This is a genomic window from Antarctobacter heliothermus (genome assembly GCF_900188425.1).
Classification (GTDB): Bacteria; Pseudomonadota; Alphaproteobacteria; order Rhodobacterales; family Rhodobacteraceae; genus Antarctobacter; species Antarctobacter heliothermus.
Genome location: NZ_FZON01000009.1, coordinates 23,657 through 48,916, shown reverse-complemented (window position 1 = coordinate 48,916; position 25,260 = coordinate 23,657). Strand labels below are relative to the sequence as shown.

Here is a 25,260-nt window from a genome sequence, read left to right as displayed (position 1 = left end):
ATGGGGAGCGGACCCGCGTGGTCCATTGGCAGTGCATACATCCCCTTGGTGCTGCTTGCCTTAGTAAAATCTTGGCAAAAGGTCAATCGGGACGTGGCTGTATGGCGGATAAGTCGCTGTTTGACTGTTTCCAACGCATGGATGGTGGTTCATCCTAGGGCGGATTGATGACAGCAAAGTGACAATCGCGGATTTCGTCCAACCGCAGGCGGTGGCGGCGCAGCAGGCGATGGGCGGCCAGCCGCTGACACAGGTCGGCGTCGGCGACGCAGACTTCGTCGTAAAATTGCCGCAGAGCAGGTTCGCCACCCGCCGCTTCGATGCTTTGGAACAGGTCGTGCAGGGACACCGCGCCCGCTTCGCGGACCTGTGGTTTCAATTCGGAACGGTATGATCCGCGCGCCAGGCGAAAGCGATACGCCCCTAGAAAGTGATCCCAGCTGTCGGCGTGGAAATGGCCCAGTTCGATGTCGGGCAGGGCGATCTGACCAGGATTTTGTACATCGTTCAGGAGCACGTTGTGGATGCGGATTTGCAGACCCTTGGTGCCGGCGCGAAAGAACAACTTGCCCGCCACATGGCTAAGGAACCCGCCGGACAGGTGCCGACCCCATGTTGGGAAGCAGGCCTTTGCCGCCTGTTGGCGGGCGGTCTGGTCAAGGGGGAAAGCCTTGAAGACGGTCTCACCGGGGGCCGTGGCGTCGCCGGGGGCCAGCGCCTCTACCGGGCGGATACGGGCGCAGAGCGCGTCGTCGGGCAGGGCGGCCAAGTGTTCGGCCACCGGACGTTCGGACAGCAGGAATTCGTCCACGTCGATATGGGCCAGCCAGTCGACCTCAGGCTTGCGGTTGTTGGCGTGGCGGGCGTTGGCGGCCTGCCGGGCCTGATGTTTGTCCGGGCGCCCGTTGCGTTTGGCCCAATAGGCCGCGTTGGTCCGCGTGACGCGGATCTTGGGATGCGCCTTGAGGATGGCAAAGGTCTCTGGCGCGTCCTCATCAAGGTAGATGTAGAGCCGGTGCGCCCCCTGTTCGAGGTGCCATGCTGCAAAGGTCAGGATTGCCTTCAGCGGTGCCTTGACCGTGGTGACCGTGCCCCAGCGCGTCACGGCAGCGCCCCAAAGACGCGGCGCACGCAGGCGTCAAAGTCAAAGTCATGGCTCAGCAACATGCCATGCGCCGCCAGACGGGCGCGCAATTCCGGGGTATCGGCGCAGATCTCGTCAAAGAAGGCGCGCAATCCGGCCTCGCCCTCCTCCTGTTCCAGATAGGACAATAGTTCCCCCTGTCCCATCTCTGGCCGGGCGTCGTTGGCGCGGTACGATCCCTTTTCGCGGCGAAAGGGCAGGTGGCTGTGGAAATGTTCCCAGTCGGGGGCATGGAAATGCGCCAGAAACAGCCCGTCAGGTTTGGTGCGGTTGGTCGCGTCCTCGCCTTTGTATTTCAGCGTGTGGATGCCAAGACGGGTGTCGGGGATGCCGGGACGGGCAAATATCTTGCCGCCGGTATGGCTGAGGAAGCCGCCGAACAGATGCAGGCCAAAGGTGGGGTAGATGTCCTGAAGCTGCGATTTCTTGATGCCCGCCTGTTTGTGGGTCAGCTTGAAATGGCGGGGCGGGCCGTCCTCACGCGCCAGCGCCTCGGCCGGGGGGACACGCGCCAGCGCGATGTCTGGGGCGACATTGGCAAGGATCTGCGACAGGGGATGCGCCGGGATCAGAAATTCATCGTGGTCGATGTGGCCCAGCCAGTCCAGCGCGTCCGCGCTGGCGCGCAGGGTGCGCGTGGCGTTGAAGGCTTGCCGCAACTGGTGCGCCTCTGGCCGGGCGCGCGCCGAGGCCTGCCAAAAAGCATCGTCGCACTGGGTAACGTGGATGCGCGGATGCCGTGACAGAAAGGCCGCTGCCTCTGCATCGGGGTGGTCGAGGTAGAGGTGCAGTTCCTGCGCGCCAAGGTCGAGGTGATGGGCTGCGAATCGAGCGATCTGCGGCAGCGGCGCCTTGACGGTGCTGACAAGGCCCCAGCGCAGGGTCTGGGCCGTCTTGCGCGGGCGGGCTGGGACCGGGGCGGCGTTTTGCGCCACAGCCTCTGATTTGTCGCGGCGGGCCTTGCGGGCGGACATGATCGACAGGCGGCGAAAGACCCCCGCCGGGTCATGGATCAGCAGGTCCAGCAGATGATGCGCAAGCGGTTGAATCACGGCGTCGCCCTCGGCCTCTTGCCACAGGCGGGCGATCAGGTTGACGTCCAGCCCGCCGCCAACCAGCGCGTAGGCGTCCATCTGCAACGGCAGTTTGGCGCGGAGGCGGTCGGTGACGGCAAAGGGTTTCTCGGGCCCCTTGCCGCTGTAGAGTCGCTCGCTCTCATAGAGTTTCATCATCCCGAACAGCGCGGTGAGCGCCAGCCCGGTGCTGCGCTGCACCGGCGTTTTGCCGTGGTCGCCAAAGGTGGTGATGGCAGAGACCAGCCAGCGTGCGTCAAGCTGCTCCAGCAGATGCGCGCCCTGTTCGGCCCACAGGCGCTGGAACAGCTGCGGGGCATGGGCCGGAAAGCTGCGCTTGCGCAGATGCGCTATGGTCAGCGCATGCAGCACGGTGAGTTCTGATTGCCCCTGCAATTCCTTGCGCAGCTGATAGGTCTTGCGGTGCAGATTGTCGGCGAAGGGCGGGGCAAAGGGGCCGCCGTCCGGGTCCGCCACCGTCTGCCCTGCAAGGGCGGTCAGGTCAGCGTCGACGGGCGACAACCCGTGGTCACCGGGCAGGGCGGCGCGACGCGCCTCATACTGGGTGATTATGGCGTCGATGCCGCCGGGATAGGTGGGTGTCCTGCTCATGGCGCCAGAGTGGCGAGGTGCGCGGGGATGGGCAAGCAGTGATCTGATAGAGCGCGCAAGCGCGCACGGAATGTCTCGGCTGCGGGCCCTTGCGGGACCTTGCCTCGGGTTGGTGTGTGCGGTGAGTTTTGCGGCTTTGTTCCGGCGGGGGATGGGTGTAGAGGAGCGCGCATGGCACAGACATCTTTTGAATTGACCGCCCGGGACGGGCGCGCGCGGCGGGGCGTGATCCGTACACCTCGGGGCGAGATCCGCACACCGGCTTTCATGCCCGTGGGCACGGCGGCCACGGTCAAGGGCATGATGCCCGAAAGCGTGGCGGCAACCGGCGCGGATATCTTGCTGGGCAACACCTATCACCTGATGCTGCGCCCCGGTGCCGAACGGGTGGCGCGATTGGGCGGGTTGCACAAGTTCATGAACTGGTCGGGGCCGATCCTGACGGATTCGGGCGGTTTTCAGGTGATGAGCCTGGCAGAGCTGCGCAAGCTGACCGAGGATGGTGTGAGTTTTCGTAGCCATATCGACGGCTCCAAGCACATGCTGTCGCCGGAGCGGTCGATGGAGATCCAAAAGCTGTTGGGGTCGGACATTGTCATGGCCTTTGACGAGTGCCCGGCCTTGCCGGCGGATCGGGATCGGATTGCACAGTCCATGCGCCTGTCGATGCGGTGGGCGGCGCGGTCGCGCGAGGCCTTTGGTGATCGGCCCGGCCACATGTTGTTTGGTATCCAGCAAGGCGGGTTGGAACAGGATCTGCGTGGCGAGAGCGCCGAGGCGTTGAAGGGAATTGGGTTCGATGGCTACGCGGTCGGCGGTCTGGCCGTGGGCGAGGGTCAGGAGGCCATGTTCGGCTGTCTCGACTATGCACCCGACATGCTGCCCGAGGATCGCCCGCGCTACCTGATGGGGGTGGGCAAGCCCGATGATATCGTGGGGGCCGTCAAGCGCGGCATCGACATGATGGATTGCGTGTTGCCGTCCCGGTCTGGTCGGACCGGGCAGGCCTGGACCCGGCGCGGGCAGGTCAACATCAAGAACGCCCGCCATGCGGATGATCCGCGCCCTTTGGATGAGAATTGCACCTGTCCGGCCTGTCGCGGCTATTCGCGCGCTTATCTACACCACGTATTCCGGGCGGGTGAGATGATTTCCGGTATGCTGCTGACTTGGCACAACCTGCATTACTACCAAGAGCTGATGGCCGGGATGCGCGAGGCGATTTCAGGCGCGCGGTTTGACGCCTTTGAGGCAGAGTTTCATGCGGTGCGGGCTGAGGGTGATATTGATCCTTTGTGAGGATTGGGGTGTGGGACGTTAGGTTGGACTGTCGCGCCTTGCGGCGCGATGTTGCTTCAGGATCCACCAAGGAACAAACCCGCCTGTTCCCCGGAGGCACCGCTCGCTTTCTTGCTGCCTGAGCCAACCCGCGCACGGAGGCAAGGGCAAGCCGCGCAAGCGCGGGGCTGCGCCCCCTTGCCACCGCACGCGGGCCGGCTCTGATCGGCATCAAGCGAGGGATGGCTCCGGGGAACAGGCTAGGATCGGCATGGTCCGGTGAGCATTTCGGGGAGGGAGGCGCGCAAACGGTCCATGCCGCCGGGACGCCAGCCGAGGGCGGGCAGGCGGGTGCAGATCAGGGCATCGACGGGTCGGTCACTGGGCGGTGGTGGCGCGTATGGGCATTCTGTCAGGGTTTGCACCTCTGTCAGCAGATCGTGGCGGTCCAGCAGCATGTCTGAGAGGTGGAATGCGCCGGTCTGATCGCTGCCAAGTAGCAGGCGGCAAGCCTGAGCGAGGTCGGCGCCGTGAACCTCGGTGCCGCGGCGCGGGGCGATGGGGGTGCCCGACAGGTAATCCGCGAACAGGCCTTGCCATTTGTGTGTGGGGCCGGGGCCGTAGACGCCGGTGGCGCGCAGACTTTGCCCCGTCAGGGGCAGGGCGGACAGATAGGTCTCTGCCTGTGCCTTGACCTGTCCGTAGAGGGAGGCGGCGTCGGGCCGGGTGTCTTCGGTCAGTGGGTGGCCAGCAGGGCAGCCGTCAAAGACCGCGCGTGACGAGAGGAATTGAACCCGGCGAACGCCAGCCCTGGCAGCGGTGTCGAACAGGCGGCGGCTGCCGTCGAGATTGGCGTTCAGAAAGCCGGTTGGGTCGTCGCCTTCACCGCCGCGATAGCGTCCCGGCACATGGGAAAAGGCGGCGTGGATCAGGGTGGTGACGCCTGTCAGGTCGGGGGGCGGGCCGGTCAGATCCCATGGGCGGTGAGCATGGCCCGCCACCGGGCGTCGGCCCAGCGTGATCACCGGACCGGGCAATCCGTCCAGCAGAAAACGCCCCAGCAGGCCCGAGGCACCTGTGAGGGCAATCATTCCGCGCGGGGCAGCGCGGCAAGGTCGGGTGCCTCCCCCGCCGCATAGGCCTGCCAGAGGTCGATCAGCGGGCGCAGACGATCCGCCTTGGCGTGATCCTGCCACGGCTTTTCGTACTGGAAATGCAGGACGTTGATGTTGTCCCAATCCCACAGGCCGGGCAGGTTGAACCAGAGATATTGCAGCGTGTTGTAGCGGATCGGCAGCCCGTTCCAGTCGGGAAAGAAGTCCTGCAAAAAACTCTGGTCGGTGCGTCGCCAGAAGGCCCCCGGCGTATCCAGTCGCGCCATCATCGCGTCAAAGGTCGCCTGCGCGGGGCGCGCGGTAAACACGCCCGAGTTCATCCGGTGGAAATCTGCAAGGCTTTCGTAGACGTTGGGGGCTGCGCAAAACTCGGGGTAGTCGAACAGCTTGTCGATGTTGCGCAGCACCAGCGTGTCCGCATCCAGAAACACCACGCGGTCATAGGGCAGTTGCCACAGCCGCAGCTTGCAGAAATTGTCCAGCGGGGTGTGAAAGTCGGGTTTGGTGCCCTTGGTGAACGGTGCCTTGCCGTGCAGCGCCTGTTTCGCATGGGTGTGGTTGAAGGCGTTCGAAGTGGGCAGGTGATCCACTTCCATCAGCCGCGCGCCAAGGGCGCGCAGCGGGGCCAGAGCCGTTTCCGGCACGCCGCCGGTGTGCAGGACAACCCGGTCGCCTTGCGCCTGCGCGACATCAAGAGAGTGCAGCAGGGCCTTGGCTCCCAGTGCGAAATCGGCATTGGTTACCAAGGTCACATAGGCCCGGTTCACGAGACCGACCGCAGCGCCTTGCCTTCTGGGTCGTGGTCGACGTGTGTGCCGATGTCCTTGGTCCAGGCGGACACGGCAGCGACGCGGCTGCGGTCGATCCGGTGGCTGTATTTCTTGGCCACGTCCACAACCTCGGACAGCAGCCCCTCTGCCAGGGTGATCGGGTTCAGGCCAAGCGCAAGGAACTGGTCGTTCTTGACGATCAGGTCGTTCTCGGCGGCCTCTTTGCGCGGGTTGGGCAGGTATTTCACCGGGGTGCCGGTCAGCTCCGATACTTTTTCCGCCAGATCGCGGACGCGGTGTGTTTCGGTCATCTGGTTATAGATGCGCACCCGGTCGCCTGCGTCGGGCGCGTCGGCCAGTGCCAGTTCAATGCAGCGCACCGAATCCTGAATATGGATAAAGGCGCGGGTCTGACCGCCAGTGCCATGTACCGTCAGCGGATAGCCGATCGCCCCCTGAATGAGAAAACGGTTCAAAACGGTGCCATAGTCGCCGTCATAGTCGAACCGGTTGATCAATTGTTCATGCCGTCGGGTCTGATCGGTGTGGGTGCCCCAGACGATGCCCTGATGCAGGTCGGTGATCCGCAACCCGTCGTTCTGGGCATAGAACTGGAACAGGATCTGATCCAGAGATTTGGTCATGTGATAGACCGATCCGGGCCGCGTGGGATACAGGATCTCTTGGCGCTTGGGCCCGGACGGCGTGTCGATCTGGACGTCCAGATACCCCTCGGGGATCGGCGCGCCGACCGAGGAATAGCCGTAGACGCCCATGGTGCCCAGATGGACCAGATGCGCGTCGCAGCCGGATTCGACCATGGCCGCCAGCAGATTATGCGTGGCGCTGACGTTGTTGTTGACGGTGTAGACCTTATGCCGGTCTGTCTTCATCGAATAGGGCGCGGCGCGCTGTTCGGCGAAATGGATGATGGCATCGGGGCGCACGTCCGCCAGACACTGTTTCAGCCGCTCAAATTCCTTGGAAAGGTCCAGCAGGTGGAAATGGATCGTCTCGCCGCTGGTCTGTTTCCAGATGCGACAGCGTTCCTGGATCGAATCCATCGGGGTCAGTGATTGCACGCCCAGTTCGGTGTCGATCCAGCGACGCGACAGGTTGTCGAGAATGTGGACCTCATGGCCCTGCGCGGAAAGGTGAAGGCAGGTGGGCCAGCCGACGAAACCGTCGCCGCCAAGGATTGCGATGCGCATGGGCGTGCTCCTCTGGATTCTGTCCGGGTGTCGATACCCCGTCTTGACGTAGGGGCTAGGCTGCCCCGACCGCGAAGTAAAATGAAGGTTTTGCAAAGATTGATGCAATGCCTTTTGCCGATCTCGGCAAAAAATGGCCTGCATGCAGGGGGGCGGGGTGGAATTGATACATGGAGAAATCCTGTTTGGGCGGATGCAAGGAGGTTCCGTCTTTCAATGCGCGTCCGCGCACAGCCTATGTCCATTCATGCGGTCCGGCTGGGTCTTGGAGATCGGTTTTGCATCAATACCTTGGGAGTGACGTTCCGCCCGGAAGCACGACGCACCCAGGCCTGAAACAGCCCAGCAAGGAGCCCTCACATGTCCAACAGTCTTTTCGATCCGATCACCATTGGTGCCATCCCCCTACGCAACCGCGTTGTCATGGCGCCGCTGACCCGCAATCGCGCGGTGGAAGGCGATGCACCGATGGACATTCATGTCGAGTATTACCGCCAACGCGCCGGGGCTGGTCTGATCATCAGCGAGGCCTCTCAGATTTCGCCCGAGGGCAAAGGCTATGCTTGGACGCCGGGCATCTACAGCGACGCTCAGGTTGTCGGTTGGAAAAAGGTAACGGACGCCGTCCATGCCGAAGGTGGCAAGATCGTCCTGCAGCTGTGGCACGTTGGCAGGATCAGCCACACGTCACTCCAAGAGGACGGTAAGGCACCGGTTGCGCCCTCCGCCATCCGCGCCGAGGGCGTGCCAACCTTTGACGGTACGCAGATGGTCGATGTGTCGGAGCCGCGCGCGCTGGACCTGGATGAACTGCCGCGCATCGTAGAGGATTTCCGCAAGGCGACGTTGAACGCCAAGGCGGCGGGCTTTGACGGGGTCGAGGTGCATGGCGCCAACGGCTATTTGTTGGACCAGTTCCTGAAGGACGGCACCAATCACCGCGACGACGCTTATGGCGGGTCGTTTGAGAACCGTGCCCGCCTGCTGGGCGAGGTTCTGGACGCGGTCACAGCGGCGTGGGACGCCGGTCATGTGGGTCTGCGCCTGTCTCCGTTCTCGGGCGCCAACGGGGCCGTGGACAGCGATCCCAAGGCGCTGGCAGAGTTTCTGGTCGATTCCGTATCGGGCCGGGGTCTGGCCTATCTGCACATGATCGAGGGTCAGACCGGCGGTCCGCGCGACATGCCCGAAGGCGTCGATCTGGATGGGTTGAAAGCACGGTTTGACGGCGCGTGGATGGCCAACAATGGCTACGACCGCGACATGGCCATGACCCGTGTGGCGAACGGACAGGTCGATCTGGTGGCTTTTGGCCGCCCCTATATCGCCAACCCGGATCTGGAACGCCGTCTGGAACTGGGGGCAGAGGTGAACGATCTGGACCCGGACACGCTGTACGGCGGTGGGGCCAAGGGCTATACCGACTACCCCGCGCTGACCGACAAGGCCGCCTGACGCCTTTCGCTGCAATACGGCGCGCCCCGTCAGCGGGGCACGCCCGGCCCCGAACCCGATAAACCCCCGGGCCGGTCGGATTTGCCGGAAACCGCGCTTGCGCGCCCGCGCGCCACGCGTCATGTTCGCCGGATAGAAGGGGCCAAGCCCGAACAGGACAGCTTGAAATCGGACAGAAAAGGCCCACTTTTTGTTCTCCATGACCGGAGACGACCCAAATGTTGCCGCGATGCGGGGCAGGGACGTCTTGCCAAGAACAGGACACGAGCATGAAACAACCCCTCAATCCTTCCTATCCGGTGTTGCCGCTGCGGGACATCGTGGTGTTCCCGCATATGATCGTGCCGCTTTTTGTGGGGCGCGAAAAATCTGTGCGCGCCCTGGAAGAGGTGATGAACGACGACAAGCAGATCCTGCTGGCGTCGCAGATCGATCCCAGCATCGATGATCCGGGCACCGACGGCATTTTCAAGGCCGGCGTGCTGGCCAATGTGCTGCAACTGCTGAAACTGCCCGATGGCACCGTCAAGGTGCTGGTCGAGGGTCAGACCCGTGTGCGCATCGAAGAATACATCGAAAACGACAACTACTTTGAGGCCAAGGCCGAGTATCTGACAGAGATGCCCGGCGACACCGCCGCGATTGAGGCGCTGGTGCATACGGTCGCCGAAGAGTTTGAGCGTTACTCGAAGATCAAAAAGAACATCCCCGATGAGGCGCTGTCCGCCGTCGGTGAGGCGACCGAACCTGCGCAACTGGCTGACCTTGTCGCCGGGCATTTGGGTGTGGAAGTCCACCAAAAGCAGGAATTGCTGGAAACGCTGTCCATCAGTGAGCGGCTGGAAAAGGTCTATGGCCTGATGCAGGGCGAACTGTCGGTCTTGCAGGTCGAGAAAAAGATCAAGACACGCGTCAAGACCCAGATGGAGAAGACCCAACGCGAATATTATCTGAATGAGCAAATGAAGGCCATTCAGAAGGAGCTGGGTGACGGCGAAGAGGGCGAAGGCGAAATCGCCGAGCTGGAAGAAAAGATCTCTGCCACCAAGCTGTCCAAGGAAGCCCGCGAAAAGGCCGACGCTGAGCTGAAAAAGCTCAAGAACATGTCGCCCATGTCCGCAGAGGCGACCGTGGTGCGCAACTACCTTGACTGGATGCTCAGCATTCCGTGGGGGGTGAAGAGCCGCGTCAAGAAGGACCTCAATAAGGCGCAACAGATCCTGGATGAGGATCACTACAGCCTTGAAAAGGTCAAGGAACGGATGGTCGAGTATCTCGCCGTTCAGGCGCGGTCGAAAAAGCTCAAAGGCCCGATTCTTTGCCTTGTTGGCCCTCCGGGTGTGGGTAAAACCAGCCTTGGTAAATCGGTTGCCAAAGCCACGGGGCGCGAGTTTATCCGCATCTCACTGGGCGGCGTGCGCGACGAATCCGAGATCCGTGGCCACCGGCGGACCTACATCGGATCCATGCCCGGCAAGATCATTCAGGCGCTGAAGAAGGCCAAGACCACCAATCCGCTCATCCTGCTCGACGAGATCGACAAGATGGGTCAGGATTTCCGAGGTGACCCTGCGTCGGCCATGCTGGAGGTGTTGGACCCGGAACAGAACGGCACGTTCGTCGACCACTACCTTGAGGTCGAATACGATCTGTCGAACGTGATGTTCGTGACCACGGCCAACAGCTACAACATGCCGGGGCCGCTGCTGGACCGGATGGAGATCATTTCACTCTCGGGCTACACCGAGGACGAAAAGATCGAAATCGCCAAGCGGCACCTGCTGGACAAGGTGATCAAGAACCACGGCCTGCGAAAGGGTGAAGTTACCATTCAGGACGACGCGCTGACCGACATCGTGCGCTACTACACGCGTGAGGCCGGTGTGCGGAACCTGGAGCGTGAGATTGCCAAGCTGGCGCGCAAGGCGGTGACCAAGATCGTCAAGAAAGAGACCGACAAGGTGACGATCTCTGCCGAGAATCTCTCTGATTTCCTTGGTGTGAAGAAGTTCCGCTATGGTCTGGCCGAGGATGAGCATCAGGTTGGTGTTGTCACCGGGTTGGCGTGGACGTCGGTTGGCGGCGATCTGTTGCAGATCGAGGCGTTGAAACTGCCGGGCAAGGGCCGGATGAAGACCACCGGCAAGCTGGGCGATGTGATGAAGGAATCCATCGACGCGGCGGCCTCTTATGTGCGCTCGATCTCGCCGCAGATCGGGGTGAAACCGCCGAAGTTCGACAAGCTGGACATCCACGTCCACGTCCCGGACGGCGCAACACCCAAAGACGGGCCGTCGGCCGGTCTGGCGATGGTGACCTCTATCGTATCGGTGCTGACGGGTATTCCGGTGCGCAAGGATATCGCCATGACGGGCGAGGTGTCCTTGCGTGGCAACGCGATGCCCATCGGCGGGTTGAAGGAAAAGCTGCTGGCGGCGCTGCGCGGCGGGATCAAGACCGTTCTCATCCCGGAAGAGAACGAAAAGGATCTGGTCGAGCTGCCCGACAACGTCAAGCAGGGCCTTGAGATCATCCCGGTCAAACACGTCTCGGAGGTGTTGGACATCGCGCTGATCTCCAAGCCGGAGTCGGTCGACTGGGACGAAGCCGCCGAAGAAGCCGCAGCCGCAGCCGCAGCCAAGGCGCAGGCCGAGGATTCCGTGGCAGGCGCGCGGGCGCACTGATCGCACATTCGCGCCACAGTCTGGCCTGAAACACAAACGCGCGGTGGGCACCCACCGCGCGTTTTTTGTTGTTCGGGTGTGCCGGATCAGTAGGGGTAGGGGTGATAATAGTGACTGCTGCCCCCGCCGGAACTGGCGGCCGTCGCAAGAATGACAATCAGCAACAGCGGAATGAGGATGCTGGCGCCGGAAGACGTGGCGGTCAACTCGGCGCTTTGCGACGACACAACCATATCCTTGCGCAACTGGTCCGGTTTCATTTTCGACACGGGTTTGGTGTCAGCGATGGCCGCGCCTGCCATCGTCATGCAAAGCGCGGTTGTCAGCACGATTTTCTTCATCTTGTCCCTCGTCCTTTTTGGGATCGTTTGGCGGTCAGGCTCTCCACAAGGCCCTGAGGGAAGCATCGGCCACCTATGCAAGTAGGGTGACGTTACGGCAAGTATCCGAATCGCGCAACGCCGAAGCGATTCTTGCGATCCGGCAATGCCGAAGCCTTGTGCCCGGGACACAGAAAAGGGCCCCGCAGCAATGCCGCGAAGCCCTTGTTCCCTTGGTATCGTCCCCGTGTCCCCGGAACGTGATTCGCGGCGAGACAAGCGCCCGGACGCGGCCTGCCTTACTGGCTGGCGGCGACGCCAAAGACCACGATGGTCATCAGGGCGATCAGCAATCCGCCGCTGCTGCTGGTCTGTTGTGTCTCGGCGACAATGACCGGCGGAGCGACATAGGGTTCGTCATAGCTTCCCGCGAAAGCGGTTGTGGTGGTCGCGGCAGCGACCAGAAGACATGCGGCAGCAATCGTCTTTTTCATGTTTTTCTCCAAGCCCAGGTAAAGCGTGTGGAAAAGCCTGCATTGGGGATTCGTTGCAAGTCAAGCAACTGAGTGGTGCAAAGTGGGATTCGACCGCTGACTGTGCCGAAGCTGCCGCGCCGTGGCGGTGGCGGGCGGGAGCGGCAATCGGTGGCGTTTTTGCGCCGTCGCCCTCTTGCGCCGCACGCACTGTGGCGGTAATAGGTCCGCCACCGGGTGATTAGCTCAGTGGTAGAGCGCTTCGTTCACATCGAAGATGTCAGGGGTTCAAATCCCTTATCACCCACCATTTCCCTTTGATGTTATGCCGTACGCTTTGGGGCGCAAGGTGCGCCCTGAACCGGTGTATGGACCTGTGAGCCGTACAGGGCAGCACATCCGTCTATCCACGGCCACCCCAAGACCGGGCACTGGGGCATCATTCCGCTATGTATCTATCTGAGAAACGGTCTTTCTAAGCCCGACGTGGGAGGGAGCACCTTTCTGGAGGCGGAAAGGGGGGGAGGAGGGCCTTCTGAGTGACTGCTTGCCTGCTCTCTGCGACCCGCCGGCGACCGTGACCAAGGTCCCCGGGCTGCTAGCGGACCGAATTGATGGAACTGTCCAGCAGGTGTCGGGTGTAGGGGTCTTTGGCCTTGCGCCTGCGCATGTCATCGACGGCCAAAACCTCGACAAAGCGGCCTTCTTTCATCACACCGATACGCTCGCACAAATGACCCACAACCCCCAGATCGTGCGAGACCATCACATAGGTCAGTTTGTGCTCTTCCCGCAGATCGGTCAGCAGGTTCAGGATCTCGGCCTGTACCGACACATCCAGCGCGGAGGTCGGCTCATCCAGCAGCAGGATCGACGGATCACAGGCCAACGAACGCGCAATGGCGACGCGCTGGCGTTGGCCGCCCGACAATTGATGCGGATAGCGAAAGCGAAAGCCCGCCCCAAGACCCACGTCATCCAGCAGTTGACCGATCCGTTTGTCGATATCTTGCACGCCGTGCAGACCCATCGCCTCTGACAGGACGCGATCCACCGTCTGTCGCGGATGGAGCGAGGCATAGGGATCCTGAAAGACCATCTGGACCTTGCGATAAAACGCCTTGCTGCGGCGCGCGCCAAGGGCCTCTCCGGCGACCTTCATCTCTCCGGACCATGTCGGCACCAGCCCGGCGATGGCCCGCAGGATCGTCGATTTGCCAGAGCCGCTTTCGCCCACAAGGCCAAAGCTTTCTCCGTCGGCTACCTGAAAGCTGACGTCCTTGACTGCCATGGCCCGCTCGGCGCCAACGCCGAACCAGACGTCTAGATTGCGGATGTCGATGGCGGTCATTGGCGGGCACTCACGGATGGGGCCTCACGCCAGGCGGGGTCGCGTTGCAGCACCTCCAGCCTGTCGCGGGGATGTTCCAGATCGGGGACCGAATTGAGCAGGCCCAGCGTGTAGGGGTGTTTCGCATTATGCAATTCGCTGGCTTTGCAGATCTCGACGATGCGCCCAGCGTACATGATGGCGATCCGGTCACAGAACTTGGCGACAAGGTTCAGGTCATGGCTGATGAACATCAAGCCCATGCCCCGGTCCCGCACCAGTTTGTCCATGATGTCCAGCACCTGAAGCTGAACCGAGACATCCAGCGCCGAGGTCGGCTCATCCGCGATGAGGATTTCGGGGTTGGGCAGCAGCATCATGGCGATCATGATGCGTTGGCCCATGCCGCCCGACACCTCATGCGGATAAAGGTCAAAGACCCGTTCGGGTTCGCGGATTGCAACCTCATCCAGAACTTCGATCGCCCGTTTGCGGGCTTCGCTGCGCGAGACGGGTTCATGGGCGCGCAGCGACTCGACCAGTTGGTGACCGACGCTCATCACCGGGTTGAGAGAGAACTTGGGGTCCTGCATGACCATCGACACGCGCCCGCCGCGCAGTTTGCGCATCTGCCGTTCCGGCAGCGACAGGATGTCCTCGCCGTGGATTTCAAGTTTGTCCGCCTCGATCATGCCGGGAGGGCGGATCAGGCGCAGCACGGCGCGGCCCGTCATGGACTTGCCCGACCCGCTTTCGCCGACAATACCCAGCCGTTCGCGGCCAAGGGTAAAGGAGATGCCGCGCACCGCGTCAAAGACGCCCGAGCGGGTGCGGAACCGGACCCAGAGGTTATCGACGTCCAGAAGGGGGGTATCGTCGGTCATGCGTCGCCTTCCTTGGGGTCCAATACGTCGCGCAGCCCGTCACCCAGCAGGTTGAAGGCTAGGCTGATGGCAAAGATTGCGATGCCGGGGATCGTTGCGACCCACCAGTAATCAAGGATGTACTTGCGCCCCTCCGAGATCATCGCGCCCCATTCCGGGCTGGGTGGTTGCGCGCCAAGGCCGAGAAAACCAAGACCGGCCGCCGTCAGGATGATGCCCGCCATGTCCAGGGTGACCCGGATCACCAGCGATGAGATGCACAGCGGCCAGATGTGGCGCGTGACGATGCGCAGTGGTCCGGCACCTTGCAGGCGGATTGCGTGGATGTAGTCGGAATTGCGGATGGTCAGCGTTTCGGCCCGTGCGATCCGCGCGTAGGGCGGCCATGCGGTCAGCGAGATGGCCAGCACCGCGTTTTCAATTCCAGCCCCCAGTGCCGCGACAAAGGCCAGCGCCAGAATGAGCCGCGGAAAGGCGAGAAAGATGTCGGTGACCCGCATCAGCAACACGTCCACCCAGCCCCCGGCATAGCCGGAGACGGTGCCGACGATCAGCCCGACAAGCGGGGCCACCATGACCACCAACAGCACGATATAGATCGAGATCCGCGCACCAAATAGCAGCCGCGAGTACAGATCCCGCCCCAGACTGTCGGTGCCCAGAAGATGACCATTGTCTCCCGGCGCCAACAACCGCTGGCCCAGATCCTGCGCAAACGGATCATGGCTGGCCAGAATCGGCGCAAAGATCGCGGCAAAGATCAGAAAGGCCAAAACGGCAAGTCCGAACATTGCCAGCGTGTTCGACCGGAACGTCAGCCATCCTTTGTACCATGAGGCATACCGGGCCTGTCGGCGCGAGCTTGGCTCTTCGGACAGCAGCCAACTGCGCAGTCCTTGTGTGCTGGGTGTGCTGGTCATTTGGACCTCGGATCAAAGAAGCGGTAGAGCAGGTCGGAAAAGATGTTGATCCCGACAAAGATGGTGCCGATCACGATGGTCCCGCCAAGCACCGAGTTCATGTCATTGGCCAACAGCGAGGTGGTGATGTAGCTGCCAAGACCCGGCCAGGCAAAGATGATCTCTGTCAGCACCGACCCCTCGAGCAGGTTGGCATAGGCCAGCGCGATCACGGTAATCAGTTGGATACGGATGTTGCGAAAGGCGTGGCCCCAGACGACCTGCCATTCGCTCAGCCCCTTGACCCGTGCGGTGGTGACATATTCCGTCCCCAGCTGTTCCAGCATGAAGGACCGCGTCATCCGGCTGATATAGGCAAGGCTGTAGTAGCCCAGCAAGGAGGCGGGCAGGATGATGTGCGAAAACGCATCCTTGAACACCGTCCATTCGCCACGCAGCGCGCTGTCGATCAGCAACATGCCGGTGATCGGCTCCACTATCCCCTGATAGAAAATCCCCAGACGCCCCGGACCTGCAACCCAGCCAAGGATGCCGTAAAAGACCAGCAACCCCACAAGGCCCAGCCAGAAAATCGGCATGGAATACCCGATCAACCCGACAAACCGCGCCAGTTGGTCGATCCAGCTGCCGCGCCGGACAGCGGCCACCACACCCAGCGGCACACCCAGAACGATGCCGATGATGGTGCCCAGCGTTGCCAGTTCCAGCGTCGCGGGAAACACGCGCGCGATGTCGGTTGTGACCTCCTGCCCGGTGCGGATCGATTTTCCGAAGTCGCCGTGCAGAACGTCGTTCACATAGATCCCGAATTGCACCAGCAACGGCTGATCAAGTCCAAGATCGATATAGGTCTGGTTGTATTGTTCCTGTGTCGCCCGTTCGCCGATCACCGCCAGCACCGGGTCGATCGGCATCACCCGGCCGATCATGAACGTCACGAAAAGAAGACCGAGGATCGTCGCCGCCACGGTCGCAACCGTGGCAAGCGTCTTTCTCAGCCACGGAGGGAAGGACGGCATCTGCCGTCCTTCGCTACGAGCTTGGGTATCGGGCATTTACTTTGTAATGACCCAGTAGGAGACCGCCGTCGTCGCGCCACCGGCGACAAAGTTCTCGACGCTGGCGCCCATGCCGTTCTGTTCGATCTGCTGGAACATCACGCCAAAGGGGCTGACCTTTTGATGCTCGGCTTGCAGGGCCAGATACATCTCGCGCCGTTTGTCGGTGTCGTTCTCGACCACGGCGGCGAGGGTCTGCTCGCTCATTTCCGGAATACCCCAGGCGTTGCGCCATGCCAGAAGGCCAGTGGCACCCGCCGCGTCAGAGTTGTCCGGGTTGACGGCAAAGGTGCCCGCGTTGGTGTTCGGATCCGGGTAGTCCGGACCCCAGGCACCAAGATAGATGTCATGCTCACGCGCACGATACCGATCCAGCGTCTGCGCACCGGTGCCGACGATCAGCTCGACGTCGCAGCCAATCATACCCCATGTGTTTTGCAGCGATTGCGCAATATCCAGACGTTCCTGCGCGTCGCGCACAGAGATCTTGATCGGACCGCATTCCGGGAAACCGGACTCGGCCAGCGCGGCCTTGGCGGCCTCGACGTCATAGGTGTACGGCTTGTTCTCCAGCGCGCCAAGGAAGGTCAGCGGCAAGAAGGCCTGATGCACCGTGTACTGTCCCTTGAGGAAAGACCCGGACATGCCCTCATAGTCGGTGGCCAGTTTCAACGCCTCAAGCACCTTGGGGTCTGACAGCATCTCGTTTTTCTGGTTGGCCGAGAAATACATCAGGCGGCCGCGCAGTTCGTCCACGATCTTGACGCCATCGACCTTTTCCAGACCGGCCACATCCTCGGGCGACAGGTTGCGCGCCACGTCGATGTCGCCGCGTTCCAGTTGCAGGCGCTGTGTCGCGCTTTCCTGGATGTGCTGGACGATCACCCGCTCCATGGCAGGCTTTTCACCGCCGTAGTTCGGGTTCAGGTCCATCAGGACGCTTTCATTCGGCTTCCAGTCGACAACCTTGTAGGGGCCGGAACCGGCGGTGTTTGTGCGCAGCCAGCCGTTGCCCATATCGCCATCGACCTCATTGGCCATGGCGGTCTGCATGTCGACAATCCCGCCGATGGTGGCGGTCAGGCAGTTCAGGACAAAGGACACGGCGTAGGGCTTGTCCAGCGTCAGCACCAGCGTCTTGTCATCCGTGGCGACGATGGTCTGTTCGACGTTCTCGGCGGTAAAGCCGAACTGCGTCAGGATGAACGAGGGTGTCTTGTTCAGCAGCACCGCGCGGCGCAGCGAGAATTCCGCATCCTTGGCCGTCACCGGATTGCCTGATGCAAACACATGGCCGTCGGCCATGGTAAAGGTGATGGTCTTGCCGTCTTCGGAGATATCCCAGCTTTCGGCCAGATCCGGCTGATAACCGGCATCCAGATCCAGCGGGTCGAAATTCACCAGCTTGTTGTAGACATTGCGGCTGACGTCCGCGCCCGCGAATTCAAAGCTTTCGGCCGGGTCAAATGTCTTGATGTCGTCGATCCGGTTGGCGATCACCAACATGTTCGGCGGCGTTTCAGCGGCGACAGGCGCGGCAGCGCCCGCGGCCAGCATTGCGGTGACCACCGCTGCAACAAAAGATCGTTTCATAGTATAGCTCCCTGTTTTTATTATCAAACGCCCCAGGTTTTCCGCAGGACGCGCAGCCAGTTCCCATGTGTGATCTTGGCCATCAGGCCGTCATCCACACCATGAGATCGCAGTGCCTCGACAAGAACGGTCAAGCCCGCACAGTCCCCGATCGGCGCGGGCACCAACGCCCCGTCAAAATCCGATCCAAAGCCAACGCGATCCTCACCCAGTCTTTGGACCAGATGGTCAAAATGTTGGAGCATGATGTCAAGCTCAAACTCCGCATCCATGCATCCGTCGGGCCGCAGAAAGGCGCTGGCGAAATTGATGCCCACCATTCCATCACTGTCGCGGATCATGTCCAGCTGTCGGTCGGTCAGGTTGCGCGAATGCGGACAAACGGCCCAAGCGTTGGAATGCGTCGCCACCAGCGGGGCATCACTGATGCGGGCGACGTCATCGACGCCCTTGGCGTTCAGGTGGGACAAATCGACCAATATCTTCAGCGCGTTACACTCGCGGATCAGCGCCTTGCCCGGCTCTGTCAGCCCCGGCCCGGTGTCGGGGTCGGACGGATAGCGAAACGGCACGCCGTGTCCCCAGACCGTGTCCCTGCTCCAGACCGGACCAAGTGAGCGCAACCCGCGCGCGTGCCAGGTGTGCAGGCGCTCAAACTCGCGGTCCACGGCCTCGGCGCCCTCGATATGCATCACGGCAGCCATTTCCGGGGCGGGCAGGGCGGTTTCCACCTCGGCAGCTGTTCGGCAGAGGCGCACAGCACCTGCCGCCTCAAGATCCTCCAGCGCGGCAAAGCCCCGTTCGGTCCAGTCGAGCGCCTCAACCTCGGACACGACCTCTGGCAGGGGGATGTCATAGGCGGGCTTTTTCATCTCTTTGTGGCGAACGGCCTTGTTGCCGGGGCTGGGCACGAAGATGGCGAACATGCCGCCGCCAAAGCCACCGCTATGCGCGCGCGGCTTGTCGATATGACCATCGGGCAGGCCTGCGGCCACTTGCTCGGCGGTCACGTCGCCCCGCAACAGACGCAGAACCAGATCGTTGTGTCCGTCGAAGATGGGGAAGTCGGTCATGGTGTCTCCAGTGATCGTTTGAAACCGAAATGCGTTGGTGAAAATCCGGCGCTTTCGTAGAAACGATGAGCCTCGCTGCGGCGTCGGTCAGAGGTCAGTTGAACCAGAGTGCAGCCACGGCGTCGCGCCGTGTCGACGGCCCAGTCAAGCAGCATCTGCCCCAGTCCCTGACCGCGCAGCGCCCGCGCCACGCGCATTGCCTCGATCTGGGCCCGCCAAGCGCCGTGCCGGGACAACCCCGGGATGAAGGACAAAAGCAACGTCGCCGCGATGACGCCCTCCATCTCGCCGACAAGAAGCAGATGGTTGGGGTCGGCGTCTATGGCGTCAAACGCGCTCTGATAGGCGTGATCGGGCGTGGTCCATTCCCGCGTCTGGCCGATGTCATCATCTGCATACAGCGCGATGAGTGCGGGCAGGTCGGCCTGTTGGGCCAATCGGATGGAAAGCGGAGAATGTGTCATGCGCCAACCCTTGGCGAATACGCGGCAATTAGCAATACATGCCCTTCTCGGGAGGATTGTTCCGACTGACCTGCTTTCCGAAGAACCCGTGTTCTTTGATGCGCTCTGTTCCGGTTTTGGCCCACTATCAACCGTTGAAGAACGTACATTACATGCAGATCCCCCGAAGGTCGCCGAAGTATCGGGTTGGGGCGATCAGGCGTTCTAGATGCGGGGGGGACGGGACTCGGACCCCTTTGGGGCCCATCGCCCGCCCGCCAACCCGCCCGCCAACCCGTTTGCCAACCCGTTTGCCAGGCCTGTGTTCGACCTGGTGGCGACGCGTCGCGTAAGGTGCGATCTATTCCTCGTGGATGCCGTCCGCGGTAAAGGAGCCACCCTGGTAGACCACGTCGGGCGCATCGCCCGGGAATTTTGCCTCTGAGGCATCCAGTTTGTCGCGATAGGTTTCGGAGTTGTCCTGCGGGCGCCAGCCCAGCCATGCGACCTTGGTGTTGTCCCACCAGACGGTATCGTTGTCGGACACGCCATAGATCACCGGGCATCCTAGGCGCGGCACGTCAAAGACCCGCTCGATCAACGAAACGAAATCGCCGTAGGACATCCACGAGGACAGCATCCGGTGGGTTTTCGGCTCTTCAAACGACGACCCGATCCGTACAACGGCTGTTTCCTGCCCGAACTTGTTCCAATAAGCGGATGCCATCATCTCGCCGAAGACTTTGGAGACGCCGTAGAGGCCGTCGGGCTGTGGGTAGATCGTGTTATCGATGACCTGATCCTGGCGGTAGAATCCGACCGCGTGGTTCGAGGAGGCAAAGACGATGCGGGGGTGGCCGTGTTTGCGGGCGGCCTCATAGAGGTTGTAGACCCCTTCGATGTTGGAATTGCGGATCACTTCCCAGGTGCCTTCGACCGATTTGCCGCCGAAATGCACGATGCCGTCGCAGCCTTTGACCAGGGCATCTACGGCGGCTTTGTCGGCAAGATCGCAGGGGACGATTTCCTCGTGCGGAGCAGCGTCGCCAAGGTCGGCCACGTCGGACAGACGGATTGTGTGGGCCAGATGCGACAGACGCGAGCGCAGCGCATGGCCCAGTCCACCGGCGGCGCCGGTGATCAGGAGGCGGTTCATCTTGGAGGTCGGGTGCATGGAGTATCCTTTGTGTCTGGTCAGTCAGCCGGCAAAGCGGGTTTGGCGCACGCCCTGTACGCCAAGGCCGGTGATCGCGAAGAGCCCACCAGCCTGTGGCTGGTCGGTGCCCGGGGTAACCCCCGCGCCAAGAGTGGTCAAATAGAGGGTATCGAGGTTCGCGCCGCCGAACATCGGACGCGAGGGGCGCTCAATGGGCAGGTCAATGGTCCGGTCGAGGCGCCCGTCCGGCGCGATCCGGTAGAGCTGCCAACCCGAAACGCCTGCCTGCCAGTAACAGCCATCAGCGTCGACCGTGCCGCCGTCCGGCCGCCCGGCCACGGCCCGCGTGTCGAAAAACAGGTCCGGCGGGCCGGGTGTTCCGGTGTCCAGATCATAGTCGCAGACGTAGATATTGCGGACCGCCGGAAAGCTGTCCGAGAAATACATCCGCGTGCCATCGGGGGGAAAGGCCAGACCGTTGCAGGTGTAGTAGCCGCCGCGCCAGGTTGTGACCGAATGATCGGAGTCCAGGCGATAGAAGGTGCCGGTGGGTGGTTTTTCGGGTGCGGTCGGATCGTGCATGGTGCCGGCCCAGAACCGGCCCGCCGGGTCGGTCTGACCATCGTTGAACCGGTTTCCGGGCAAATGCGCCTCGGGGTCGCTGATCGGGGTCAGCGCGCCACTGTCCCAGTCCAAGAGCTTGAAGCCTGTGCTGGTTGCAAGCACCAGCCCGCCCTGCTCGCGCAAGGCAAGGCAGCCGACAGGTTCCCCAATTGTACGGGTTTCGGTCTTGCCGGACGTCACATCGGTGCAATGGACCAGCCCGACGGGAATATCGACCCACCAGAGCCTTTGCGTATCCACGTCCCAGACAGCACCTTCGCCAATGGCGCTGTGGCTGTCGACCAGACAGTCGATCGAGATGCCCACCAAAACCTCCGGGTTCATCGCTTCGGCGCGACCCTAGCCGCAATTGGTGTCCAGCGCCAAGGGGTTGGCGTCAGGTCTCGTCAAATCGGGCGGGCTGGGCTAGGCAGGTCGCATCTTGCCACCCCGGAGACTTGCCCATGACCCCTGCTGCCCGCGTTCATGCCGCGATTGAGTTGCTTGATCAGATCTCAACGGGTCGACCGGCCGAACAAGTGCTGACGACCTGGGGCAGGACGTCCCGGTATGCCGGGTCAAAGGACCGTGCGGCGGTGCGCGATCTGGTGTTCGACGCGTTGCGGTGCTGGCGGTCCGCAGCTGTGACAGGCGGCGGCGAGAGCGGACGGGCCCGCATGCTGGGGGTGGTGCGCCTGCGCGGCGAAGACCCCGACGCAATCTTTACCGGGCAGGGACATGCCCCGGCAGCGTTGAGCGATGCGGAACGTGGCGCAGGCCGTGCACCAGAGGGGAACGAGGCGCTGGACTTGCCCGACTGGTTGGCGACCCGGTTTCGGGACAGTCTGGGCGAGGTTGCCGACGAGACGGCGCAGGCGTTGCGGTCTCGGGCGGATGTGTTCCTGCGGGTCAATCCGAAACGAGGGACTGTCAGTCAGGCGATCGCACGATTGGCCGAGGACGGCATTGTTGCGGCGTCGCATCCATTGTCACCGACGGCTTTGCGCGTGACTGACGGCGCGCGGGCGATTGCCCGCAGCGACGCCTATCTTTCGGGAGCGGTGGAATTGCAGGACGCGGCCAGTCAGGCGGTTGTGGACGCGCTGCCTCTGGTGCCCGGACTGTCGGTGCTGGACTATTGCGCCGGTGGCGGCGGCAAGGCGCTGGCGATGGCGGCCCGATTGGGGGACAGCAGGGTCGATGCCCATGACGCAGCGCCGCAGCGGATGGCCGATCTGCCCGCCCGCGCGGACCGGGCGGGGGTGAATATTCGCATCGTTCAAAAACCGCGCGGACCCTATGACCTTGTGTTTTGTGATGTGCCCTGTTCCGGCAGCGGCGCGTGGCGTCGGGCACCTGAGGGCAAATGGCGGCTGACACAGGCACGGTTGTCAGAACTGTGCGTAATTCAGGCCGAAATCCTCGACCAGGCCGCGCGGCTTGTCTCTCCGGGGGGATGCCTGGCCTATGCCACCTGCTCGGTCCTTGGTGAGGAAAACGCCGAACAGGTCAGCGCCTTTCTGGCGCGTGCGCCGGCGCGCCGGATTGAAATGCAGCGCCAGTTTCTGCCGTCCGATGGGGGGGATGGTTTTTTTGTTGCGGTCTTTCGATTGGGCGATGTCACGAAACCACAACTTTGCCGCGAAATACCCGGACGGTTAACGTGCTCTTAACGGAGTTGATGAGCATACTCGGAGGCAACGATTCGTGATTTCGGGAGATGGCGTGGAGGCGACAATCGACATTGCGCGCAAGCGCCAGGGCGGGCTATCGCCCGTGGTGGGCGCAGCGACTCTGGTGGTGCTTGCCACCTTGTCGCTGCTGGTGTCCCAATTCGCTGAGGTCCGGACGGTTGAGGTGGTCGCCTTGGCTGCAACCGGGGCGTTCGGCTGTCTGGCCGTGGTCTGGCTGGCGGTTGACCGGATCATGGGCGGGCGGTTGCAACGGCGCGTGGCGCAACTGGCCGATTTTGTCGAGACAGAGCCTGCGTTCTGCTTTCTCACCGATGGGGATGGGTCTGTCCTGCGGGCCAACCAGGCGGCGCGGGATCGTTTCGCCAGCACGGATGAGGATCGCCTTTCCGCGACGCTGCGGGATGTGTTCGCCAGCTCCGAAGGCATCGTCTACCGGATGCAGCAAAAGGCGCTGCATGAGGGGGTGGCGGTCGAGGATGTGACCAGCCACTCCGAAGGCTACCGAATTTATGTGCGCGCCTTCCGTCCGGACCTCATGCTCTGGCGGCTGGAGAACGAGTCTCAGCGCGCGGGCGGACGGACGCGGGCCGATCTTGCGGTGATTTCATTGGGGCGGAATGGGGCGGTTCTGTACATGAACCCGGTGGCGCGTGAACTGGTGGGGCAGCGGGTCAAGCGGCTTGATGACATCTTTGCCGATCTGCCGCTGCGCACCGACGGGGTGCATTGCCTCAAGGGCAGCCATGCAGGGCAAAGCGTGCTGGTCCACAGCGCCGATATCGGGGGCGGACGGCAAGAGCTGGTGCTGTCGCCGATCGCCGAGGATGCGGGCCGTCAGGACATCATGGGCAGTTTTGACGGGCTCCCCGTGCCCTTGCTCAAGGTTGCGCCGGACGGTGAGGTCATGCGTGCCAACCCCGAGGCGCGACGGCTTTTGAACCTTGGTCAGGGAGATCCGGGACATGTGGCCGAACACATGGAGGGGCTGGGACGCGCCATCAAGGACTGGCTACAGGAGGCAGCGGATGGACGTGGTCTGCACCGATCCGAATTTCTGCGCCTGACCCGGGCAGACCGTGAGGTTTTTGTCCAAGTCACGCTCAACCGCGTGATCGAGGAAGGGGAAACCGCCCTGATCGCCGTGCTGAACGATGCGACAGAGTTGAAAACACTGGAGGCGCAATTCGTCCAGAGCCAGAAAATGCAGGCCATCGGACAACTTGCGGGCGGCGTTGCACATGATTTCAACAATCTGCTCACTGCGATTTCGGGGCATTGCGATCTACTGCTGTTGCGTCACGACCAAGGTGATCCGGACTACGGCGACCTTGTCCAGATCAACCAGAACGCCAATCGCGCGGCGGCGCTGGTCGGGCAGCTTTTGGCGTTCTCGGGCAAGCAGACCATGCAGCCGGAGATCATGGAACTGCGCGATACGCTGTCTGATCTCGCCCATCTGCTCAACCGTCTCGTGGGTGAAAAGGTGCGCCTGACGCTCAAACATGACCCGATCCTGCCACAGGTACGTGGCGACCGTCGCCAGTTGGAACAGGTCATGATGAACCTTGTGGTCAACGCGCGCGACGCCATGCCCGAAGGCGGCGAAATTGTCGTCGAAACCGAATCCCGAACCCTGAATGAGCCGATGACCCGTGACCGCGCCGTGGTGGCGCCGGGCATTTATGTGTCCGTCCGGGTGACGGATGAGGGCATCGGCATCCCGCAGGACAAGCTGCAAAAGGTGTTCGAGCCGTTCTTTACCACCAAACGCACTGGCGAAGGCACCGGGCTAGGGCTGTCGACGGTGTATGGCATCGTCAAGCAGACCGGCGGTTTTATCTTTGTCGACAGCGTGGTGGGGCAGGGCACCTGTTTCACCCTGCTGTTCCCGGCTTTCGAAACCCCGCGACAAGAGACCCCGGTGGCGGTTCAGAAAGAAGAGAGAAAACTGCCGGAACAAGGGACCGGAGTGGTGCTTTTGGTCGAGGATGAGGCTCCGGTGCGCGCCTTTGCCGCCCGCGCCCTGCGCCTGCGCGGCTACACGGTGATCGAGGCTGAGACCGCAGAGGACGCGTTGAGCACGCTGGATGATGACGACCTTGCCGTCGATATTTTTGTCACGGACGTGGTGATGCCGGGCATGGACGGGCCGACATGGGTACGCAAGGCGCGCGAACGACGCCCCGATACCTGCGTTGTCTTTGTATCGGGCTATGCCGAGGATGCCTTTGGTGAAGGCAGCGAAGAGATCCCGAATTCTGTCTTCCTGCCGAAACCGTTTTCGCTTTCGGACCTGACGGAGACGGTTCACCGGCAATTGAACTGAGGCCGCGCCGAAGGCAGGCGTCAGGGTATACCGCGTCCGTCGGCC

At 62.3% G+C, this 25,260-nt stretch carries 21 protein-coding genes and 1 tRNA gene; 6 read left to right on the top strand and 16 right to left on the bottom strand.

Annotated elements, in window-relative coordinates; translation table 11 throughout:
- Positions 1–154: 154 nt before the first annotated feature.
- Both CHB90_RS06725 and CHB90_RS06720 read right to left on the bottom strand, forming a co-directional pair.
- On the bottom strand, positions 155–1,105 hold the full coding sequence (locus CHB90_RS06725; protein WP_089277095.1) for a glycosyltransferase family 2 protein: 951 nt from the start codon (positions 1,103–1,105) through the stop codon (positions 155–157).
- Positions 1,102–2,829: a glycosyltransferase family 2 protein gene (locus CHB90_RS06720; RefSeq protein ID WP_089277094.1), complete on the bottom strand. Its 1,728-nt coding sequence runs from the start codon at positions 2,827–2,829 to the stop codon at positions 1,102–1,104. The genes CHB90_RS06725 and CHB90_RS06720 overlap by 4 nt, the downstream gene beginning before the upstream one ends.
- A 171-nt stretch (positions 2,830–3,000) precedes the next feature.
- Between CHB90_RS06720 and tgt the strand changes: the two genes are divergently transcribed.
- On the top strand, positions 3,001–4,128 hold the full coding sequence (tgt, locus tag CHB90_RS06715; protein WP_089277093.1) for a tRNA guanosine(34) transglycosylase Tgt: 1,128 nt from the start codon (positions 3,001–3,003) through the stop codon (positions 4,126–4,128).
- A 239-nt stretch (positions 4,129–4,367) separates the two neighbouring features.
- On the opposite strand, the gene CHB90_RS06710 is transcribed toward tgt, so the two are convergent.
- Genes CHB90_RS06710 through CHB90_RS06700 form a run of 3 tightly spaced genes read right to left on the bottom strand, consistent with a single transcriptional unit; the run spans position 4,368 to position 7,203 of the window.
- Positions 4,368–5,198, bottom strand: a complete 831-nt coding sequence (locus CHB90_RS06710; RefSeq protein WP_089277092.1) for an NAD-dependent epimerase/dehydratase family protein — start codon at positions 5,196–5,198, stop codon at positions 4,368–4,370.
- Positions 5,195–5,989, bottom strand: coding sequence for a glycosyltransferase (locus CHB90_RS06705; RefSeq protein WP_089277091.1), 795 nt, complete (start codon positions 5,987–5,989; stop codon positions 5,195–5,197). The genes CHB90_RS06710 and CHB90_RS06705 overlap by 4 nt, the downstream gene beginning before the upstream one ends.
- Positions 5,986–7,203, bottom strand: coding sequence for an NAD-dependent epimerase/dehydratase family protein (locus CHB90_RS06700; RefSeq protein WP_089277090.1), 1,218 nt, complete (start codon positions 7,201–7,203; stop codon positions 5,986–5,988). Before CHB90_RS06700 ends, CHB90_RS06705 begins: the two co-directional genes overlap by 4 nt.
- A gap of 360 nt (positions 7,204–7,563) precedes the next feature.
- Here CHB90_RS06700 and CHB90_RS06695 point away from each other — a divergent pair, with 360 nt between their 5' ends.
- Positions 7,564–8,658, top strand: a complete 1,095-nt coding sequence (locus CHB90_RS06695) for an alkene reductase (protein ID WP_089277089.1) — start codon at positions 7,564–7,566, stop codon at positions 8,656–8,658.
- A 269-nt stretch (positions 8,659–8,927) separates the two neighbouring features.
- Positions 8,928–11,342 carry an endopeptidase La gene (gene lon / locus CHB90_RS06690; RefSeq protein ID WP_089277088.1) on the top strand — a complete coding sequence of 805 codons (2,415 nt, stop codon included), beginning with the start codon at positions 8,928–8,930 and terminating at the stop codon, positions 11,340–11,342.
- Between the two features lie 86 nt (positions 11,343–11,428).
- Here lon and CHB90_RS06685 read toward each other — a convergent pair whose 3' ends face one another.
- On the bottom strand, positions 11,429–11,683 hold the full coding sequence (locus tag CHB90_RS06685; RefSeq protein WP_089277087.1) for a hypothetical protein: 255 nt from the start codon (positions 11,681–11,683) through the stop codon (positions 11,429–11,431).
- A 278-nt stretch (positions 11,684–11,961) separates the two neighbouring features.
- On the bottom strand, positions 11,962–12,156 hold the full coding sequence (locus tag CHB90_RS06680; protein WP_089277086.1) for a hypothetical protein: 195 nt from the start codon (positions 12,154–12,156) through the stop codon (positions 11,962–11,964).
- 214 nt (positions 12,157–12,370) lie between these two features.
- On the opposite strand from CHB90_RS06680, the gene CHB90_RS06675 reads away from it, so the two are divergent.
- Positions 12,371–12,445 (top strand) — tRNA-Val (locus CHB90_RS06675).
- A gap of 288 nt (positions 12,446–12,733) precedes the next feature.
- Here CHB90_RS06675 and CHB90_RS06670 read toward each other — a convergent pair.
- The 9 genes from CHB90_RS06670 to CHB90_RS06630 all read right to left on the bottom strand — a co-directional run bounded on the left by CHB90_RS06670 (position 12,734) and on the right by CHB90_RS06630 (position 21,522).
- A complete protein-coding gene (locus CHB90_RS06670) occupies positions 12,734–13,486 on the bottom strand; it encodes an ABC transporter ATP-binding protein (protein WP_089277085.1) in 753 nt (250 codons plus the stop codon).
- Entirely contained in the window at positions 13,483–14,349 is an 867-nt protein-coding gene (locus CHB90_RS06665; RefSeq protein ID WP_089277084.1) for an ABC transporter ATP-binding protein, read from the bottom strand. Before CHB90_RS06665 ends, CHB90_RS06670 begins: the two co-directional genes overlap by 4 nt.
- Positions 14,346–15,269, bottom strand: coding sequence for an ABC transporter permease (locus tag CHB90_RS06660; RefSeq protein ID WP_089277083.1), 924 nt, complete (start codon positions 15,267–15,269; stop codon positions 14,346–14,348). The genes CHB90_RS06665 and CHB90_RS06660 overlap by 4 nt, the downstream gene beginning before the upstream one ends.
- Positions 15,266–16,288 (bottom strand): ABC transporter permease, encoded by a 1,023-nt coding sequence (locus CHB90_RS06655; protein ID WP_089277082.1) that lies wholly within the window; start codon positions 16,286–16,288, stop codon positions 15,266–15,268. The genes CHB90_RS06660 and CHB90_RS06655 overlap by 4 nt, the downstream gene beginning before the upstream one ends.
- A gap of 36 nt (positions 16,289–16,324) precedes the next feature.
- Positions 16,325–17,920 (bottom strand): ABC transporter substrate-binding protein, encoded by a 1,596-nt coding sequence (locus CHB90_RS06650; RefSeq protein WP_089277081.1) that lies wholly within the window; start codon positions 17,918–17,920, stop codon positions 16,325–16,327.
- 23 nt (positions 17,921–17,943) lie between these two features.
- Positions 17,944–18,993 (bottom strand): dipeptidase, encoded by a 1,050-nt coding sequence (locus CHB90_RS06645; RefSeq protein ID WP_089277080.1) that lies wholly within the window; start codon positions 18,991–18,993, stop codon positions 17,944–17,946.
- Positions 18,990–19,457 (bottom strand): GNAT family N-acetyltransferase, encoded by a 468-nt coding sequence (locus CHB90_RS06640; RefSeq protein ID WP_089277079.1) that lies wholly within the window; start codon positions 19,455–19,457, stop codon positions 18,990–18,992. Before CHB90_RS06640 ends, CHB90_RS06645 begins: the two co-directional genes overlap by 4 nt.
- Positions 19,458–19,797: 340 nt before the next feature.
- Entirely contained in the window at positions 19,798–20,610 is an 813-nt protein-coding gene (locus CHB90_RS06635; protein ID WP_245823186.1) for an NAD-dependent epimerase/dehydratase family protein, read from the bottom strand.
- Positions 20,611–20,634: 24 nt separating this feature from the next.
- On the bottom strand, positions 20,635–21,522 hold the full coding sequence (locus CHB90_RS06630) for an SMP-30/gluconolactonase/LRE family protein (RefSeq protein ID WP_170940995.1): 888 nt from the start codon (positions 21,520–21,522) through the stop codon (positions 20,635–20,637).
- Between the two features lie 137 nt (positions 21,523–21,659).
- Here CHB90_RS06630 and CHB90_RS06625 point away from each other — a divergent pair, with 137 nt between their 5' ends.
- Positions 21,660–22,868, top strand: coding sequence for an RsmB/NOP family class I SAM-dependent RNA methyltransferase (locus CHB90_RS06625; protein WP_089277077.1), 1,209 nt, complete (start codon positions 21,660–21,662; stop codon positions 22,866–22,868).
- A 52-nt stretch (positions 22,869–22,920) separates the two neighbouring features.
- Positions 22,921–25,215, top strand: coding sequence for an ATP-binding protein (locus tag CHB90_RS06620; RefSeq protein WP_245823185.1), 2,295 nt, complete (start codon positions 22,921–22,923; stop codon positions 25,213–25,215).
- The last annotated feature ends 45 nt before the right edge of the window (positions 25,216–25,260 follow it).

Bases quoted from the DNA above. Each gene is read 5' to 3' on its own strand.
- CHB90_RS06655 (WP_089277082.1), bottom strand. From the start codon at position 16,288: ATGCCGTCCTTCCCTCCGTGGCTGAGAAAGACGCTTGCCACGGTTGCG.
- CHB90_RS06685 (WP_089277087.1), bottom strand. From the start codon at position 11,683: ATGAAGAAAATCGTGCTGACAACCGCGCTTTGCATGACGATGGCAGGC.
- CHB90_RS06635 (WP_245823186.1), bottom strand. From the start codon at position 20,610: ATGCACCCGACCTCCAAGATGAACCGCCTCCTGATCACCGGCGCCGCC.
- tgt (WP_089277093.1), top strand. From the start codon at position 3,001: ATGGCACAGACATCTTTTGAATTGACCGCCCGGGACGGGCGCGCGCGG.
- CHB90_RS06660 (WP_089277083.1), bottom strand. From the start codon at position 15,269: ATGACCAGCACACCCAGCACACAAGGACTGCGCAGTTGGCTGCTGTCC.
- CHB90_RS06645 (WP_089277080.1), bottom strand. From the start codon at position 18,993: ATGACCGACTTCCCCATCTTCGACGGACACAACGATCTGGTTCTGCGT.
- CHB90_RS06640 (WP_089277079.1), bottom strand. From the start codon at position 19,457: ATGACACATTCTCCGCTTTCCATCCGATTGGCCCAACAGGCCGACCTG.
- CHB90_RS06625 (WP_089277077.1), top strand. From the start codon at position 21,660: ATGACCCCTGCTGCCCGCGTTCATGCCGCGATTGAGTTGCTTGATCAG.
- CHB90_RS06650 (WP_089277081.1), bottom strand. From the start codon at position 17,920: ATGAAACGATCTTTTGTTGCAGCGGTGGTCACCGCAATGCTGGCCGCG.
- CHB90_RS06710 (WP_089277092.1), bottom strand. From the start codon at position 5,198: ATGATTGCCCTCACAGGTGCCTCGGGCCTGCTGGGGCGTTTTCTGCTG.
- CHB90_RS06665 (WP_089277084.1), bottom strand. From the start codon at position 14,349: ATGACCGACGATACCCCCCTTCTGGACGTCGATAACCTCTGGGTCCGG.
- CHB90_RS06720 (WP_089277094.1), bottom strand. From the start codon at position 2,829: ATGAGCAGGACACCCACCTATCCCGGCGGCATCGACGCCATAATCACC.
- CHB90_RS06700 (WP_089277090.1), bottom strand. From the start codon at position 7,203: ATGCGCATCGCAATCCTTGGCGGCGACGGTTTCGTCGGCTGGCCCACC.
- lon (WP_089277088.1), top strand. From the start codon at position 8,928: ATGAAACAACCCCTCAATCCTTCCTATCCGGTGTTGCCGCTGCGGGAC.
- CHB90_RS06695 (WP_089277089.1), top strand. From the start codon at position 7,564: ATGTCCAACAGTCTTTTCGATCCGATCACCATTGGTGCCATCCCCCTA.
- CHB90_RS06670 (WP_089277085.1), bottom strand. From the start codon at position 13,486: ATGACCGCCATCGACATCCGCAATCTAGACGTCTGGTTCGGCGTTGGC.
- CHB90_RS06680 (WP_089277086.1), bottom strand. From the start codon at position 12,156: ATGAAAAAGACGATTGCTGCCGCATGTCTTCTGGTCGCTGCCGCGACC.